18 protein-coding genes are annotated in these 16,584 nt (G+C 69.4%); 9 read left to right on the top strand and 9 right to left on the bottom strand.

Going from position 1 to position 16,584, the window contains the following annotated elements; genetic code table 11:
* The 3 genes from mutS to K9U41_RS16275 all read right to left on the bottom strand — a co-directional run.
* On the bottom strand, nucleotides 1-2,773 hold a 2,773-nt coding region (gene mutS / locus K9U41_RS16285; protein WP_432715813.1), incomplete at its 3' end, for a DNA mismatch repair protein MutS.
* Between the two features lie 101 nt (nucleotides 2,774-2,874).
* A complete protein-coding gene (gene htpX, locus K9U41_RS16280; RefSeq protein WP_282641899.1) occupies nucleotides 2,875-3,822 on the bottom strand; it encodes a zinc metalloprotease HtpX in 948 nt (315 codons plus the stop codon).
* A 172-nt stretch (nucleotides 3,823-3,994) separates the two neighbouring features.
* A complete protein-coding gene (locus K9U41_RS16275; protein ID WP_282641897.1) occupies nucleotides 3,995-4,201 on the bottom strand; it encodes a hypothetical protein in 207 nt (68 codons plus the stop codon).
* Nucleotides 4,202-4,774: 573 nt separating this feature from the next.
* Between K9U41_RS16275 and fae the strand changes: the two genes are divergently transcribed.
* Nucleotides 4,775-5,284, top strand: coding sequence for a formaldehyde-activating enzyme (fae, locus tag K9U41_RS16270; protein ID WP_138400590.1), 510 nt, complete (start codon nucleotides 4,775-4,777; stop codon nucleotides 5,282-5,284).
* Between the two features lie 242 nt (nucleotides 5,285-5,526).
* Here fae and K9U41_RS16265 read toward each other — a convergent pair whose 3' ends face one another.
* From K9U41_RS16265 to K9U41_RS16255, 3 genes are all read right to left on the bottom strand, one after another.
* On the bottom strand, nucleotides 5,527-6,504 hold the full coding sequence (locus K9U41_RS16265; RefSeq protein WP_282641896.1) for a cytochrome D1 domain-containing protein: 978 nt from the start codon (nucleotides 6,502-6,504) through the stop codon (nucleotides 5,527-5,529).
* Nucleotides 6,504-7,040 (bottom strand): SRPBCC family protein, encoded by a 537-nt coding sequence (locus K9U41_RS16260; RefSeq protein WP_282641895.1) that lies wholly within the window; start codon nucleotides 7,038-7,040, stop codon nucleotides 6,504-6,506. The genes K9U41_RS16265 and K9U41_RS16260 overlap by 1 nt, the downstream gene beginning before the upstream one ends.
* Nucleotides 7,041-7,137: 97 nt before the next feature.
* On the bottom strand, nucleotides 7,138-7,713 hold the full coding sequence (locus K9U41_RS16255; protein WP_282641894.1) for a DUF3280 domain-containing protein: 576 nt from the start codon (nucleotides 7,711-7,713) through the stop codon (nucleotides 7,138-7,140).
* Between the two features lie 178 nt (nucleotides 7,714-7,891).
* Between K9U41_RS16255 and K9U41_RS16250 the strand changes: the two genes are divergently transcribed.
* The 5 genes from K9U41_RS16250 (at nucleotide 7,892) to K9U41_RS16230 (ending at nucleotide 12,717) form a co-directional block, all read left to right on the top strand.
* Nucleotides 7,892-9,151 (top strand): ABC transporter substrate-binding protein, encoded by a 1,260-nt coding sequence (locus tag K9U41_RS16250; protein WP_282641893.1) that lies wholly within the window; start codon nucleotides 7,892-7,894, stop codon nucleotides 9,149-9,151.
* Between the two features lie 38 nt (nucleotides 9,152-9,189).
* Nucleotides 9,190-10,176: a YVTN family beta-propeller repeat protein gene (locus K9U41_RS16245; protein ID WP_282641892.1), complete on the top strand. Its 987-nt coding sequence runs from the start codon at nucleotides 9,190-9,192 to the stop codon at nucleotides 10,174-10,176.
* A gap of 195 nt (nucleotides 10,177-10,371) precedes the next feature.
* Complete coding sequence (locus K9U41_RS16240; protein WP_282641891.1) at nucleotides 10,372-11,184, top strand: ABC transporter ATP-binding protein; 813 nt, start codon at nucleotides 10,372-10,374, stop codon at nucleotides 11,182-11,184.
* On the top strand, nucleotides 11,174-12,082 hold the full coding sequence (locus tag K9U41_RS16235) for an ABC transporter permease (protein WP_432715812.1): 909 nt from the start codon (nucleotides 11,174-11,176) through the stop codon (nucleotides 12,080-12,082). Before K9U41_RS16240 ends, K9U41_RS16235 begins: the two co-directional genes overlap by 11 nt.
* On the top strand, nucleotides 12,082-12,717 hold the full coding sequence (locus tag K9U41_RS16230; protein ID WP_432715814.1) for a hypothetical protein: 636 nt from the start codon (nucleotides 12,082-12,084) through the stop codon (nucleotides 12,715-12,717). Before K9U41_RS16235 ends, K9U41_RS16230 begins: the two co-directional genes overlap by 1 nt.
* Before the next feature lie 42 nt (nucleotides 12,718-12,759).
* Here the strand turns inward: K9U41_RS16230 and hpt are convergent, their stop codons facing one another.
* The 3 genes from hpt to K9U41_RS16215 all read right to left on the bottom strand — a co-directional run bounded on the left by hpt (nucleotide 12,760) and on the right by K9U41_RS16215 (nucleotide 13,956).
* Nucleotides 12,760-13,296, bottom strand: a complete 537-nt coding sequence (gene hpt, locus K9U41_RS16225; protein WP_282641886.1) for a hypoxanthine phosphoribosyltransferase — start codon at nucleotides 13,294-13,296, stop codon at nucleotides 12,760-12,762.
* A 101-nt stretch (nucleotides 13,297-13,397) separates the two neighbouring features.
* Nucleotides 13,398-13,706 (bottom strand): type II toxin-antitoxin system RelE/ParE family toxin, encoded by a 309-nt coding sequence (locus K9U41_RS16220; protein WP_282641885.1) that lies wholly within the window; start codon nucleotides 13,704-13,706, stop codon nucleotides 13,398-13,400.
* Nucleotides 13,696-13,956, bottom strand: a complete 261-nt coding sequence (locus K9U41_RS16215; RefSeq protein WP_282641884.1) for a type II toxin-antitoxin system ParD family antitoxin — start codon at nucleotides 13,954-13,956, stop codon at nucleotides 13,696-13,698. The genes K9U41_RS16220 and K9U41_RS16215 overlap by 11 nt, the downstream gene beginning before the upstream one ends.
* Before the next feature lie 149 nt (nucleotides 13,957-14,105).
* On the opposite strand from K9U41_RS16215, the gene ftsE reads away from it, so the two are divergent.
* The 3 genes from ftsE to K9U41_RS16200 form a co-directional block, all read left to right on the top strand.
* Nucleotides 14,106-14,765: a cell division ATP-binding protein FtsE gene (gene ftsE / locus K9U41_RS16210; RefSeq protein ID WP_041574975.1), complete on the top strand. Its 660-nt coding sequence runs from the start codon at nucleotides 14,106-14,108 to the stop codon at nucleotides 14,763-14,765.
* Nucleotides 14,752-15,768 (top strand): cell division protein FtsX, encoded by a 1,017-nt coding sequence (locus K9U41_RS16205; protein WP_282641883.1) that lies wholly within the window; start codon nucleotides 14,752-14,754, stop codon nucleotides 15,766-15,768. The genes ftsE and K9U41_RS16205 overlap by 14 nt, the downstream gene beginning before the upstream one ends.
* Nucleotides 15,769-15,850: 82 nt before the next feature.
* Nucleotides 15,851-16,584, top strand: a 734-nt coding sequence (locus tag K9U41_RS16200; RefSeq protein WP_282641882.1) for a YdcF family protein, incomplete at its 3' end; no start/stop codon positions are given.

The following is a 16,584-nucleotide window of genomic DNA, read 5'->3' as shown; positions in this document are numbered from 1 at the left end:
CCTCCCGCCGCAGCCCCTTCAGCCGGTAGAGCGCATCCAGCGCCTCGCGCGGGCTCAGGCTGTCGGGGTCGAGGCCATCAAGGGCGACCAGCGCCGCCTCGGCCTTCGGGTCCACGGATGCGGCGGCGGCTACGGGCCTGGGGCGCACCGCGAACAGGGGCAAATCGTCGATGAGCTTCTGGGCGGGGGAGGCACGCTCGGCCGCCTCCAGCTCCGCCAGCACCGCCTTGGCGCGGATGATCACCGCCTCCGGCAGGCCGGCGAGCTTGGCCACCTGGATGCCGTAGGAGCGATCCGCGGCCCCCGGCACCACCTCGTGCAGGAAGATCACGTCGCCGTGCCATTCGGTGACCTTCACCGTGGCGTTGGAAAGCCGCTTGCAGCGCTGGGACAGGGCCGTCAGCTCGTGGAAATGGGTGGCGAACAGCGCCCGGCAGCGGTTCACCTCGTGCAGGTGCTCCAGGCTGGCCCAGGCGATGGACATGCCATCGAAGGTGGCGGTGCCGCGCCCGATCTCGTCGAGGATGACCAGGGAGCGCGCCGTGGCCTGGTTCAGGATGGCGGCGGTCTCCACCATCTCCACCATGAAGGTGGAGCGCCCACGGGCGAGATCGTCGGCCGCGCCCACGCGGGAGAACAGGCGGTCCACCACGCCGATGCGCGCCGAACGCGCCGGCACGAAGGCGCCGGCCTGCGCCAGCACGCAGATGAGCGCGTTCTGGCGCAGGAAGGTGGACTTGCCCGCCATGTTCGGCCCGGTGACCAGCACGATGCGCCCGTCCTCGAACCCCTCCGGCGGGGAGAGGTCGCAATCATTGGGCACGAACGGCCCGCCCTCCCTTGCGAGGGCCTGCTCCACCACCGGATGGCGCCCGCCCGCGATGGCGAAGCCGACGCCGCTCTCCATGTGCGGGCGCACATGGTTTTCCACCGCCGCCAGTTCCGCGAAGCCTGCCGCCACGTCGAGTTCCGCCAGCGCCTCGGCGGCGGCGCGGATGGTTTCGGTCGCGGCCACCACGGCGGAAGCGAGCCGGTCGAAGATGGCCTGCTCCAGCCCCAGCGCCCGCTCGCCGGCACTGGCGATGCGGCTTTCCAGATCGCCCAATTCGACCGATGAGAAGCGCACCGCCCCCGCCATGGTCTGGCGGTGGACGAAGACGGCGCCGTGGGGCGGCTCGCGCAGGCGGTCGGCGTTCTGGGCGGAAACCTCGACGAAATAGCCCAGCACCGCATTGTGCCGGATCTTCAGGGCGCGCACACCGGTCTCGTCCACATAGCGCCGCTCCAGCGCCGCCACCACGCGCCGGCTCTCGTCGCGTAGCGCCCGGGTGGCGTCCAGCTCGGCGTCGCAGCCCTCGCGGATGAAGCCGCCATCGCGGCGGTGGGGCGGCAGGCTCTCCGCCAGCGCCGAGGCGAGGTCGAGCACCAGCGCGTGAGGCACCCGCGCCAGCGCCGCGACCGCGCGCGCCAGATCCTCCGGCGGCACGGCGCCGAACAGGGCGGCGATGGAAAGCGCGCCGTCGAGGGCATCGCGCACGGCGGCAAGGTCGCGCGGGCCACCACGCTGGAGCGCGAGGCGGGTGACGGCGCGGGCCATGTCGGGGGCGCGGGAAAGCCGGGCGCGCAGCTCCCGCCGCAGCTCGCTGTCCTCCACCAGGTGCGCGACGCCATCGTGCCGGGCGCGGATGGCGGCAAGGTCGGTGAGGGGCTCGGCGATGCGGCGGGCGATGAGGCGCGCGCCGGCCGCCGTCACCGTGCGGTCCACAGCGGCGAGCAGGGAGCCGCGCCGCTCGCCGGAGGTGGTGCGCACCAGCTCCAGATTGGCCCGCGTGCCGGCATCGATGGCCATGATGCCGCCTTCCGCCTCCTTCACCGGACGGGAGAGCAGTGGCTTTGCCCCAAGCTGGGTACGGTCCACGTAAGACACGATGGCCGCCGCCGCGATCAGCTCGGCGCGGGCGAAGGTGCCGAAGGCGTCCAGCGCCGCGACACCGAAGAAATCGGCGAGGCGCTTTTCCGCCCCCGCCCCGTCGAAGGACTGGCGCGGCAGCGGCGTCACCGCCGGGAAATCCCGCAGCAGGGCGCGCAGCTCGCCGTCGTCCAGCACCGCGTCGGAGACCAGGATTTCCGCCGGGTCGAGGCGGGCAAGGTCGCCGGAGAGGTCGTCGCGGCTGGTGGCGGCGACCCGGAAGCTGCCGGTGGACATGTCGGTGTAGGCCAGGGCGTAGGTGAAATCCTGCGGCCCCGAGCCGGCACGCACGCGGGCGAGCGCCGCCAGCACGTTCTCGCGCCGGGCGTCCAGCAGCGCGTCCTCGGTGAGGGTGCCGGGGGTGACGAGGCGCGTCACGTCCCGCCGCACCACGGATTTCGGCCCGCGCTTCTTCGCCTCCGCCGGGTCCTCCAGCTGCTCGCACACCGACACGCGGAAGCCCAGGGCGATGAGCTTGTGCAGATATTCCTCGGCGCGGTCGATGGGCACGCCGCACATGGGGATGTCCTCGCCCAGGTGCTTGCCGCGCTTGGTGAGCACGATGCCGAGCGCCTGCGAGGCGGCTTCCGCGTCAGTGAAGAACAGCTCGTAGAAATCGCCCATGCGGTAGAACAGCAGGCTGTCCGGATTGGCCGCCTTGATCTCCAGATACTGCGCCATCATGGGGGTGACGCGCGTCTCCTCCGCCCGCGCGGGGGCCGGAGCGGCGCTGGCGGGCTCGGGCGTATCGTGAGGGAGATCTGGGGCGGAGGTCCGGGCACGGTCTGGGCTGTCTGGGGTCATGGCCGCACGGTATCGGGCGGTCCGCGCCCTGTCAGCGCGCCGGGGTCCGGCATCGACAGGAAATGCGGGGATGGCGCTGCTTTGGGCCTCGCCCCCAGGTTTCACCCCCACGGGCCGCGGCGCGGGCCGGGATCTCCACCCCACGGGTTGCCGCCCGGCGGACGGGCGGCCGGTGCCGGGCCGGGCGCAAAGCCGCCGCCGCCCATCTGCTGCGACAGGGCGCGCAACGCGGCGATGCGGTTCTCCACCGCCGGATGGGTGGAGAAGAGATTGTCCATCCGCGCCCCCGACAGGGGGTTGATGATGAACATATGGGCGGTTGCGGGGTTCGCCTCCGCCTCATAATTAGGCACTTCGTGGGCCGCACCGGAAATCTTGGCCAACGCCGAGGCCAGCACCATGGGCCGGCCCAGGATCTCCGCCCCGCCCCGGTCGGCCTCGTATTCCCGCGAGCGGGAGATGGCCATCTGCACCAGCATGGCGGCGAGCGGGGCCAGGATCACCATCAGGATGGTACCGATGACACCGAACGGGTTGTTGTTGTTCCGGTTGCCGCCGCCGAACAGCATGCCGAAGTTCGCCAGCATGGAGATGGCGCCGGCGATGGTGGCGGTCATGGTCATGGTGAGGGTGTCGTAGTGTTTGATATGCGCCAATTCGTGCGCCATCACCCCCGCCACCTCCTCGGGGCTCAGGGACTGGAGCAGGCCGGTGGTGGCCGCCACCGCGGCATTCTGGGGGTTGCGGCCGGTGGCAAAGGCGTTGGGCTGCGGGTTGTCCATGATGAACACGCGCGGCAGGGGCAGGTCGGCGCGGCGCGCCAGCTCATGCACCATGCGCACGAAATCCGGCGCGGTGGTCTCGTCCACCTCCCGGGCGCCGTACATGCGCAGCACCATCTTGTCGGAATTCCAGTAGCTGAACAGGTTGGTGCCCGCCGCCACCACGAACGCGATCATCATGCCGCTCCGCCCGCCGATGGCGAAGCCCACCGCCATGAACAGGGCGGTCAGGCCGGCGAGCAGGATCGCCGTCTTCAGGTGGTTCATCCCACGCCTCCCGACGCGGCAGCCGCGCCTCGACCTAGAGGATGGGAGGGCGGCCACGCCGACGCAAGGGGACGCGCGACGGGGAGGCGCGACGGGGAGGCCGGGCGCGCCCAGATTTCGCAGGAGCCGTCCGGGACGCAGCCCCGCGGGGACGCGTCGGCCAGGCCCTGGCTCAGATGTCGCGGGAAAGGCGGCTCGCGGGCACGCACTTCCAGCGGCCCACCTGCCACTGGGGATGCTCCTCGCTCCACTGGGCAATGGTGAACTGGGACGACATCAGGCAGGCGGTAGGCGCAGCCGCCTCGATGGAGACGTTGATCCGCTCCTCCCGGCAGGTGGCCGGCGCAGTGATCAGGCAAGCATAGAGCACGACGAACATGACGGTGACTTCCCCATTTGGCTGTGCTGGGTCTGCCGCCCTTCCGTTTCCTGTCCTGCTGCCTCGCACCGGCAGCGACCTTTGGTCCGCGGTATTATCGTGGTCTACCGCGGTTCTTCTTATGAATGTCTCAGGTTTCAATTCGAAGCAAATATGATGCCAAAGATGGGGCCAGACTACCGGCCCTCCGATCCGGGCTCTTCTCCTCCCGCGCCTGGGAATACCTCGGCTGCGGCTTCAAGCCACGCTCACGGCCGCCACCTTTATCGGGCCGATCTTGCCATGAAAGCCGGCGCAGCTCCCAATAACGTCTTCTAACCGATCGTGACCGCAGCAGAATCAGGGGCGCTGGAGGTGTCGCCGGCACCGGCGGCCACGCTGCAGTGCCGCATGGTTTCGCAGTGCGGCCGGCTTGCTGGCGAAGGCGGGCTCGGCTAGTGTCCCGCCCGCTATCTGGTGAACCGGTTCGGCACTCCTGCCGGGCGCTGACAACAAGGGTAGGCGGCGTATGACCGCTTCCCGGAATGCCTTCGGGGCGGTCATCCCTAGTCGATCTACAAGGGAGGGCATAAGGTGGCTAAGATTAACAAGGTTCTGATCGGTGAAGCGCTTGTCGGCGACGGCAACGAGGTGGCTCACATCGATCTCATCATCGGCCCGCGCGGCAGCGCCGCCGAGACGGCGTTCTGCAACAGCCTGACCAACAACAAGGACGGCTTCACCTCGCTTCTCGCGGTGCTCGCCCCGAACATGCCCTGCAAGCCCAACACCCTGTTGTTCAACAAGGTGACCATCAAGGATGCGCGGCAGGCGGTGCAGATGTTCGGACCCGCGCAGCGCGGCGTCGCCAAGGCGGTGCAGGATGCGGTGGCCGAAGGCACCATCCCCCTGGACGAGGCCGACGACCTCTACATCTCCGTCGGCGTGTTCATCCATTGGGAAGCGGCGGACGACGCCAAGATCCAGCAGTACAACTACGAGGCGACCAAGCTCTCCATCGAGCGCGCCGTGGCGGGTTTCCCCTCCGCCAAGGAAGCGACCGAGCAGCGTGATCTGGTGAAGCACCCCTTCGCGGCGGCCTAGAGCGGAAACCACCCTGGGCAGAGCGGCGACCTTCCGGCGATGCCGAAGGGTCTGCTTCAGCGGTTGGCCGCCCTATTTTTCAACAGGTGAGTCTGAAGCGGCCGGCGGCACTCCCGCCGGTCGTTTCTTTTGGGCACAGCTTAACCGATGGCCTGTGAGCTTGGCTCATGGGCCATCGGTTAAGCCCGCGCGGCACTTGAGCGTACCCACTCGGCATCGGTCAACGACCGAGGCCGACGGTATCAAGGCGTCGGGTCGCGCCGGATGAAGGTGCCGAATGCGCGGGGCCCCTCCCCCACGTGCACGGTCGCGACCACCTTCAGCGTCCGCGCATCGATGGTGGAGAGCGTGTTGTCGAACCAGTTGGCCACATGGACCTGCCGGCCGTCGGCACTGGCGGCGATGCCTTCGGGATACTCACCCACCGGCACGAGGCCGCGCGGCTCCAGCGTCTCCGCATCGAACACGCTCACCGTCCCCGCATACTGGTTGGTGACGAAGGCCAGGCGCCCGGCCAGCGCCACCGCATAGGGCCGCGATCCCACCTTCACCGTGCCCACCACGGCGCGGGCAGCGACATCGATGATGCTCACGTCGTCCGAGCCCACGTTGGCGGTGTAGGCCCGCCGTCCGTCCGCCGAGAGGGTGATGCCGAAGGGCCGCTTGCCCACGGGGATCACCGCCACCCGCTCCAGCCGCGCGGCGTCGATGACCGAGACGGTGTCGTCGTCCCGGTCGGCCGACAGCACGAAGGCGCCGTCAGGCGTCACCGCGAGGCCGGAGGGGGAGGCACCCGTAGGCGCCGTGCGGATGGCGTCGGGGGTGTCGGGGTCCACCACCAGCAGGCGCGCGCCGTACCAGTCGGCCACATAGACCGGGCTGCCGGCCGGGGCCACGGCGACCCCCAGGGGCCCGCCGGTGAGGGGGATGCGGGCGGTGACCTTTCGCGCCGCCGTATCGATGACGCTGAGGGTCTTGCCCTCGGGGCTGGTGACAAAGGCGCGGCGGCCGTCCTGTGACACCGCCACGCCGGCCGGCTGGCCGGGCACGGCGATGCGGGCGAGGAGGCGCGGGGGCCCCCCTTCCGTTCCGCCGAGGTCCACCACCGCCACCTCGTTGGCCGGCTGGTTGGTGACGAAGGCTTCCTCCGCACCGGCCGGGACGGCCGCGCCGACCAGCAGCACGAGGGCGGCAGCAGCCCCCCTCGCCTTAAGCCCCATCAGGAGCCCTTTTCCAGCTTGGCCTTCAGGGCGTCGAGGCCACCGCGATAGACTCCGGTCACCGCGGCAATGGCAGCCTCGTCGCTCAGTTCCGGCGGCGGATCATTGTTGGGGTAGCCGCGATAGAAGGCGCCGCGCCACTCCACCCTGGAATGGGTGGCGTCGATGGGCGTGACGGTGAGGGTGGAGGAATAATTGGTCACGGGCAGGACTTTCACGTCCACCTCCGTGATGCGGTAGGAGTAGCTCTTCTCTGCGGGCTCGAACTTGTAGAGCACCTCGTCGATGGTGCCGCCGCCCTTCAGCGTGAGCTTGCGGGTGGCATCCACCGCATTGCCGCCCTGGCCGGCGTTGGCGGTCACGGCCGGATGCCAGCTCATGTCCTGGAAATTGCCGATGGCGGCCCACACCTTCTCGGCGGGGGCGTTGATCTCGACGGTCTCCGTCACCTTCTTGCGGGTGGGTCCGTGCGCGTCGGCCGCGACGGGCAGGAGCGCGAGGGAAAACGCCGCGGCGGCGGCAAGCAACAGCTTCATGAAACACGTTCCTCCGATGGCTCGGCCCGTTTCCCGGGCCGCAGTCTTGTGCAAAGGCGCTCCCGCGGGACGGCGTGCCATCCGGCGGGCGGCGGTCCTATTTGGCGTCAAGCGGCGGCTGTCCCGGCGCCAGGATGCGGTTCTTCATCAGGTAGCGCACCCCGCGCAGCCAGGATTCATCGGTGTTGCCGCGGATGTCCACCTGCCCGCCGCGCACCACCTTTTCGGTCCCGCCCACCTCCTTCACCCGGATCGTGAGCGTGAGGATGAGATTGGACATCTTGCGCACCATGCCGAGGACTTCGAGCCGGGCGCCGGCGGCGCCGGCAATCTCCGCCTCACAGCCGTTGCACTTGTAGAAGGGCATAAGCTCGGCAATGCGCGCGGCCTCGCCATCAAGGTCCACCGGCGCCATCTCGCCGGATTCGGCGACAAGCCTCGCCAGCTCCGCATTCACCAGCTTCAGGCGCGCCGCCTGCTCGGCCTGCACCTCGGCACGGGTATCGAGGGTGTCGTCGAAGAATTCAAAGCCGAACACGGCGGTGGGCACGCCGGCAGCCGCCGCCGGCCCGCAGGCCAGGGTCCAGGCGAAAGCCAACGCGAAGGCCAACGCCACGGCAAGGCCCGCGCCGATACGCCGGGCGGACGGCAGAACGTCGTAAGCAAACCACATGGCGCCAACCTTTTCAGCCAGAGGGTGTCACAGCCGCACCGCGCGTGGCAAGCCGGGAACATCTTATTGTTTTCTTAGATCTATTCGGTTGCACCCCTGTGATGATGGTGTCTAGATCTTCGCCTCTTCGGATGGTGATCGCCCCGGACCCCGCTGAACCGATGCTGATTTTGGCCCCATGCTGACGCGCGTTGTTCGCCTGCTGCTACCGGCCGCGCTGCTCGCGGCGGCGCCCCTGTGCCCGATTCCCGGCCTCAGGCCGGCGCAGGCGCAGCAGCCGGCGGATGCCGCAGCGCCAGCCGAGGCCAATCCTACCGCCGAAGCCAAGCCGCTGGAGATCCGCATCGGCCTCATCACCCGCGCGGTGCCGCCGCCCCCGCTCTACGACCTTCTGGCGGTGCCGGAAGACGAGGCCGTGGCCGGCGCGGAACTGGCGCTGAAGGACAATTCCACCACCGGCCGCTTCACCGGCCAGAGCTTCGCCCTTGAGACCACCACGCTGGCCGAGGACGAGGACCCGGCGGACGCCGCCCGCGCCCTCGCGGCCAAGGGCACGCGCCTCCTCATCGTGAACCTGCCCGGCGCCGAGTTGCTCAAGGTGGCCGACGCGGTGAAGGACAAGGGCGCCGTGATCTTCAACGTGGGCGCGCCCGACGATGCGCTGCGCGCGCAGGACTGCCGGGCCGACGTGTTCCATGTGGCGCCAAGCCGCGCCATGCTCACCGATGCGCTGGTGCAGTTCCTCGCCAGCAAGCGCTGGTCGAAGCTCTTCCTCATCACCGGCCCGCAGCCGGCAGACGCCCTCTATGCCGAGGCGCTGCGCCGCTCGGCGAAGAAGTTCGGGCTGAAGATCGTGGCCGACAAGCCCTGGACCTTCGGCCCGCTGGGGCGCGAGCGCTCCGACAGCATCACCCGCTCCGACGCCCTCGTCTTCAGCCGCGGCGTGGACGCGGACGTGATCGTGGTGGCGGACGAGGCCAACGATTTCGGCAATTACATTCCCTTCCGCACCTTTGAGCCGCGCCTCGTGACGGGCACGCAGGGCCTCACCGCCTCCACCTGGCATCCGGCGCAGGATGCCTGGGGCTCGGCGCAATTGCAGAGCCGCTTCCTGCGCTCGGCCTCCCGCACCATGCGGCCGGCGGACTACCAGGCCTGGGTCGCCGCGCGCATGATCGGCGAGGCGGCCACCCGCACCAGGAGCGCCGACCCCGCCACCCTCGCCGCCTTCCTGCGCACGCCGGACTTCAGCCTCGCCGCCTTCAAGGGCGTGCCGGTGAGCATCCGGCCGTGGGACCAGCAATTGCGCCAGCCGCTGCTGATCGCGCAGCCCCTCGGCATCGTCTCGGTGGCGCCGGAAGAGGGCTTCCTGCACCAGCGCACCCCCCTCGACACCCTCGGCACCGACCAGGGTGAATCCAGATGCCGCCTGAAATGAAAGCGCGCGAAAAGCGCCACCGTCCGGGAGGACACTTGATGACCTATCTTCGTCCCCGCCGGCTCGCCGGGCTTCTGGCGGGCGCCGCCGCGCTGCTCGCCGCCGATGCCGCGTCCGCCTATACGGTCTATGTGTCCAACGAGAAGGGCAATTCCATCAGCGTGATCGATTCCGCCACGCTGGAGGTGAAGCAGACGGTGAAGGTTGGCCGGCGCCCGCGCGGCATCACCATGAGCCCGGACGGCAAGGCGGTCTATGTCTGCGCCAGCGACGACCACGCGGTGCAGGTGATCGATCCCACGACCCTGAAGGTGCTGCGCAAGCTGAAGTCCGGCCCGGATCCGGAGCTGTTCGCGCTGCATCCCACCGGCAACCCGCTCTACATCGCCAACGAGGACGACAACCAGGTCACCGTGCTCGACGTGGAGGCCAACAAGGTCATCGCCCAGGTGCCGGTGGGTACCGAGCCGGAAGGCATGGCGGTGAGCCCGGACGGCGGCACGCTGGTGGCCACCTCCGAAACCACCAACATGGCCCATTTCATCGAGACCAGGACCAACAAGATCATCGGCAACGTGCTGGTGGACGCCCGCCCGCGCTTCGCCGAATTCTCCGCCGACGGCAAGCGCCTGTGGGTGTCCGCCGAAGTGGGCGGCACGGTCGCGGTGATCGACCCGCAGACCCGCCAGATCATCAGGAAGATCGACTTCAAGATCCCCGGCGTGTCCAGGGAATCCATCCAGCCGGTCGGCGTGCGCCTCACCCGGGACGGCAAGCGCGCCTTCGTGGCGCTCGGCCCCGCCAACCGCGTGGCGGTGGTGAACGCCGAGACCTTCGAGGTGGAGAAATATCTCCTCGTCGGCCAGCGGGTGTGGCAGCTCGCCCTCACCCCGGACGAGAAGCTGCTGTTCACCACCAACGGCAATTCCAACGACGTGTCCGTCATCGACGTGCCGGAGCTGAAGGTGGTGAAATCCATCAAGGTGGGCAGTGCCCCGTGGGGCGTTGTGGTCTCGCCCCAATAGGTGGCAGTCTTCCAAGCAGTCTTCCACGTATCCCGACCGACTGAAACGGAGCGAAAGCGCAGTGGAAGGAGAGCCGGGATCCAGTGCAGGACTGCTACGCAGCACACGAAGCGCCTGCGGCGGACTTTTGCGCCGGGTCCCGGCTCTCCTTCCGCTTTGCGCTCCAGTCGGCCGGGGAACTGAAAAAGAGGCGGCATGAACGATCAGGACGCGCCTGCGCTCGATATCCGCGCGGTCAGCCACGGCTTCGGCACCGGGCGCTCGATGCGACGGGCGCTGGACGACGTATCCCTGACCGTGCCGGCGGGGCGCTTCGTGGCGCTGCTCGGACCCAACGGCGCGGGCAAGACCACCCTGTTCTCGCTGGCGACACGGCTCTACAGCACGCGCGAGGGCGCCGTGCGCATCTTCGGCCGCGACCTTGCCACAAGCCCCTCCGCGGCGCTGGCGGAGCTGGGGGTGGTGTTCCAGAACCGGACGCTGGACCTCGACCTCACCGTCAGCCAGAACCTCGCCTATCACGGCGCCCTGCACGGCCTCGCCGGCCGGCCGCTGAAGGCGCGCATCTCGGCGCTGCTGCATCTGGTGGGCCTCGCCGACCGGCTGAACGAGAAGGTGCGCACCCTTTCCGGCGGGCAGGCGCGACGGGTGGAGATCGCCCGCGCCCTCATCCATCGCCCGCGCCTGCTGCTGCTGGACGAGGCCACCGTGGGCCTCGACCTCGCCTCCCGCGCCGCCATCGTGGACATCGTGCGCCAGTTGGTGGCGCAGGAGGGCCTCGCGGTGCTGTGGGCCACCCACATCTTCGACGAGGTGCGCCCGCAGGACGACATCTATGTGCTCGACAAGGGCCGCATCATCGCCCACGGCACGGCGGGCGAGGTGGCCGGCGGCCATCTCGCCCCCGCCCGGCTCAAGGAAGAGGCGCCGGCCCCCGAGGGAGCCACGGCGTCGCTGGAAGCCGCCTTCCGCGCCATGACGGCAGCCCGCGCGGAGGATGCGGCATGAGGACGGGCCCCAAGAGGACGACAGCATGACCGACACCGCGCTGCCCCCTCGCAAGATCGCCCATTCCATCGTCCGGCCCCTGGGCCTCGCCGGCTACGGGGTGTGCCTCGCCGGCATCGTGAACCGCGAACTGCTGCGCTTCGTGCAGCAGAAGGAGCGCTTCCTCGCCGCCCTGGTGCGGCCGCTGGTGTGGCTCTTCATCTTCGCCGCCGGATTCCGCAGCGTGCTGGGCGTGTCGATCATCCCGCCCTACGAGACCTATGTGCTGTACGAGGTCTATGTGACGCCGGGCCTCGCGGTGATGATCCAGCTGTTCAACGGCATGCAGTCCTCCCTCTCCATGGTCTACGACCGGGAGGTGGGCTCCATGCGGGTGCTGCTCACCAGCCCGTTCCCGCGCTGGTACCTGCTGCTGTCCAAGCTGGTGGCGGGCGTGGTGGTGTCGCTGGCGCAGGTCTATGTCTTCCTCGCCATCGCCCGGCTGTGGGAGGTGGAGATGCCGCCCATGGGCTATCTGGCGGCCCTGCCGGCCTTCATCCTCACCGGGCTGATGCTGGGCTCCATCGGGCTGGTCATCTCCTCGGCGATCCGGCAGCTGGAAAACTTCGCCAGCGTGATGAACTTCGTCATCTTCCCCATGTTCTTCGCCTCCTCGGCCCTCTACCCCCTGTGGCGGGTGCGCGACGCGAGCGAGACGCTCTACATGGTCTGCCTGCTCAATCCCTTCACCCATGCGGTGGAGCTGGTGCGCAACGCGCTCTATGGCGTGTTCGAGCCGGTCTCCTTCGCCGTCGTGCTCGGCACCACCATCGTTTTCTTCGCCCTCGCCGTCGTCGCCTATGATCCCGGGCGCGGCATCATGGGGCGGCGTGGCGGTCCCAAAGGAGAAGCCGCGTGATGCGCTCCGTTTCGCTCCCCCTCATCGCCGCCGGCATCCTTCTGGCCGCGTCCCTCCCGGCGCTGGCCCAGCCCAAGGCTGACCCGGACTGGCCGTGCATCCAGCGCAAGGCGCCGGAGATCGACCTTGCCCAGGTGTGGAACGGGCCGGACCCCGCCACCGCCGGCAAATGGACCGACGACCAGGAGGCCGCAGCCGTCGCCCAGAGGATCGCCTCCCGCCGCACCCCCATGGACGAGGTGGACGTGGTGCTGCAGCTGTTCGCGCGGGAGGCGGGGGCTGAAGCCAACACAAGGCTGCTGCGGGTGATGGCGGGCGCTTACGAGATCATCAACACCGAGCGCAGCCGCGTCATGCACGGCATCGAGCGCTATGCCCGCGGCCAGCAGCGCCTCGCCGACCGCATCCGCGAGGAGGGCGAAAAGCTGAGCCAGGCCAAGGCAAGCGCCGTCATCACGAATACCATTGCCGAAACCGCCGAGACCAAGACCCTGGACGAGCAGCTGACCTGGGACGCCCGCATCTTCGACGAGCGGGCGCGCTCCCTCACCTATGTGTGCGAGATGCCGGTGCTGCTGGAGCAGCGGGCCTACGAGATCGGCCAGCGTATCGCCGCCCGCATGAAGGGCGGCTGAAGCCCCCGGGGGGGCTTCAATGCCATCGGCCCCCCATGGGTCCTATTCCAGCCCCTTGATGTGCCCGATGAAGGGCAACTGGCGGAAGGCATGGGCCACGTCCATGCCGTAGCCAACCACGAACAGGTCCGGGCAGGTGAAGCCGACGAAGTCCGGGTCGATGCGCACGGCGCGCTTGCCGGGCTTCTCCAGCAGCACGCACACCAGCACCCGCCGCGCCCCGCGCGCCATCAGGAGGTCCTTGGCGAAGGCCAAAGTGCGGCCCGATTCGAGGATGTCGTCGATGAGCAGCACGTCGCGGTCGCGCACGTCGCTCTGCACGTCCCGCAGGATCTCCACCTGGCCGGAGGAGATGGTGGCCTCGCGGTAGGAGGACAGGTGCATGAACTCCACCTCGGGCTCGAGGCCCGAGCCGTGCAGGGCGCGCAGCAGGTCGGCGGCGAACATGAAGGAGCCCTTCAGCACCGCAACGGCGAGCAGGCGCTCCGGATTGGTGGCGGCGATCTCCACCGCGAGGGAATGGTTGCGGGCGGCGATGCGGTTCTCGTCGTAGAGAACGGTGACGTTGGGCAGGGTCATGGTTCCTCGTCGCAAGATGCGCGAGCATGGGCCTTGAGGGCCGGGCCGTCCAGCCGGACGATGGGCGGGCGCTTTGGCGCGGGCCGTCGCCAGCGCCTGCCTCAGGTCGGGCCGCCCTCGAAATCGCCATGCCCGATGTCGCGGTAGCCGGCCAAAACCCGAACGATGTCGATTCCGCCTTCTGCCATGCGATAGAAAATCACATAGGCGCCGACCGGAAAGCTGCGGATGCCGTCGCCAAGCTCCGGCCGGGCGCGACCGGCCGCAGGGTTGACCGCCAGAATTCCGACCGCCGCGCCGATGCGGTCAACCCTGCGGTCGGCGGCGCGCTCGCTGTCGGCGGCGATGAATGTCCAGATCTCGACGAGATCGAGCCGCGCCAGCGGTGAGCGGGTAACCTCACCCCCCACTTGCCGCGCGCCGCTTGCGCGCCTCCGCCTTGATCTCATCCATGTCGAGCGGGGCGGACGGACCCGCCGCGAGACCCGCCGCCATGTCAGCCTTCAGGGCCTCCAGCTTCGCCGCATGGAGCGCTTCACGCTGCTCCAGCAGCCGCAGACCGTCCCGCACCACTTCGCTGGCAGAGGCGTACCGGCCGCTTTCGACCAGGCGCCGCACCAGTCCTTCCAAGTGGCTGCCCAGGGTGTAGCTCGACGGCATGCGGGTTCTCCTTCCCGCGAAGAGTATCATTTGATGATATCGCATCAAGCCGCCACGGAACCGGACCGTCCCCGCCGGTGGCGGGGCGGCGCGCTTCGTTTATGTTGGGAGCACACACGTCGCAGGCGATTCGCGGGAAGGAAGGGGCGTTGGTCCGGTTCGAGAATGTCGGCCTGAGATACGGGATGGGACAGGAGGTGCTGAAGGACGTCTCTTTCGGCATCCAGCCCAATTCGTTCCAGTTTCTCACCGGCCCCTCGGGCGCCGGCAAGACCACCCTCATGCGCCTGCTGTTCCTGTCGCTGAAGCCCACGCGCGGGCTCATCACCCTGTTCGGGCGGGATGTCTCCTCCCTCGATCCGGACGAGGTGGCGGTGCTGCGCCGGCGCATCGGCATCGTGTTCCAGGATTTCCGCCTGCTGGACCACCTCACCACCTACGAGAATGTCTCGCTGCCCCTGCGCGTGCTGGGCAAGGAGGAGGCGAGCTACCGCGCCGAGGTGACCGAGCTTCTGGGCTGGGTGGGCCTCGGCGACCGCATGCACGTGCTGCCGCCCATCCTGTCGGGCGGCGAGAAGCAGCGCGCCGCCATCGCCCGCGCCCTCATCGGCCGGCCGGAATTCCTGCTCGCCGACGAGCCCACGGGCAATGTGGACCCCACGCTGGCCCGCCGGCTGCTGCGCCTGTTCATCGAACTCAACAAGTCAGGTACCTCGGTGCTGCTGGCCACCCATGACATCGCGCTCATGGACCAGTACGACGCCCGCCGCCTCGTGATCGCCGATGGTCGCCTCTATGTCTACGAATGACGCTCCCCCCGCCGGCAAGCCGCCGGCCGCCGCCGTGCCAGGCGATCCCCCGCGGGCCGCCCCATCAAGCACCGCGAAGGCAATCCCCACCAAGCCGCGGCCGGAAAAGGCGCGCCAGCCGACCTCCATCGTGCCCTCCTCGACCATCGCCGGGCGAGCGCTGGTGGCGGTGGTGGCCATCATGACCTTCCTCGCCGCCATCACCATCGGCACGGCGGTCGCCGTGCGCGGCACGGCGAGCCAGTGGCGCTCGGACGTGACGCGGGAAGTCACCATCCAGATCCGCGCAGGCGACAAGGCCTCGACCGATGCCCAGGTGCAGGCCGCCGCCGATATCGCGCGCAAGACCCCAGGCATCGCCGACGCCCACATCCTCACCGGCGAGGAGACCGCCCGCCTGCTGGAGCCGTGGCTGGGCTCCGGCCTCGACCTCAATGACCTGCCGGTGCCGCGCGTGGTGGTGCTGCGCCTCGACGGCGCGGGCACCGCCGACCTCTCCCGGCTGAAGCGCACGCTGACCGACAAGATCCCCACCGCCTCCCTCGACGATCATCGCGGCTGGTCGCGGCGCCTCGTCGCGGTGACCGATGCGGTGATGCTCATCGGCGTGGTGATGCTGGTGCTGGTGGGGCTCGCCACCGTGCTCTCGGTGGTGTTCGCCACCCGCGCGGCGGTGGCCACCAACCGGGCGGTGGTGGAAGTGCTGCATTTCGTCGGCGCCCGGGACGGCTTCATCGCCGCCCAGTTCCAGCGCCATTTCCTGAAGATCGGCACCCAGGGCGGGCTGATCGGCGGCCTCGGCGCGGCGGCGGTGTTCGGCGCCATCGCCGCCCTGCCGCGGCTCGGCCTCGGCGGCGATCCGGAGCTGCCGACCGTGGTGAGCTGGCTCAATCCCGGCCTGTGGGGCTTCCTCGGCATCGCGGTGGCGGTGGCGGTGGTGGCACTGGCAACTGCCCTGACCTCCCGCGTCACCGTTTACCGGACATTGAGGACGATTACATGAAATCCGGCCGGCGGGAGCGGGAGCGGCCGATCCGTTGCGATCTTCCTCGCCTCCGCCGCATTCCACCGGCACTCTCGGTTCCATGACCATGTCCAACACCGGGCGCAGAGCGGTGCGGCAGAAGACGTCCGCGACAGGGGGGACGGGAACGCGGGAGCAGACCCCGGCCCGCCCGCGCAACCTCTTGCGCCGCCTCTTCGTCGTCCTGGTGCTGCTCACGGGCCTGGCCGGCGTGGCCGGTGCGGCGGGATTCCTGGCCTTCACCGCGCGCATCGCCGGGCGTGAGCCGGCGGCGGTGAAATCGGCCGACGCCATCGTGGTGCTCACCGGCGGGCCGTCGCGGATCGTGGATGCGGTGGGCCTGCTGGCGGACGGGCGCGGCCGGCGCCTCCTGATCACCGGAGTCAATCCCGCCATCACCACCGACGAGATGCGCCGCGCCCTGCCCGACGGCGAGCATCTGCTGCGCTGCTGCATCGATCTCGGACACAAGGCGCTGAACACCCGGGGCAACGCGCTGGAAGCGGCGGAATGGGCGCGCGAAAAGCGCTTCCGCTCGCTGGTGGTGGTGACCTCCTCCTGGCACATGCCCCGCGCCATGATGGAGCTGGGCCGGGCACTGCCGGACGTGGAGCTGGTGTCCTACCCCGTGGTCACCACCCGCACCCAGCCGGAAAGCTGGTGGAGCGATACCGGGACCCTGAAGCTTCTGGTTAAGGAATACCTCAAGTTCATCATGGCCGCGGTGAAGATCCGCCCGGCACAGGCGGTGGCCGGCGCCGGCGAGGTCCCGCGCCCCGCGCCTCCCGCCCCGAC

The sequence above is a fragment of the Xanthobacter autotrophicus genome, assembly GCF_029991245.1.
Classification (GTDB): Bacteria; Pseudomonadota; Alphaproteobacteria; order Rhizobiales; family Xanthobacteraceae; genus Xanthobacter; species Xanthobacter autotrophicus_C.
Note: the sequence above shows the minus strand (reverse complement) of the source record. Positions and strands in the feature narration are given on the sequence as shown.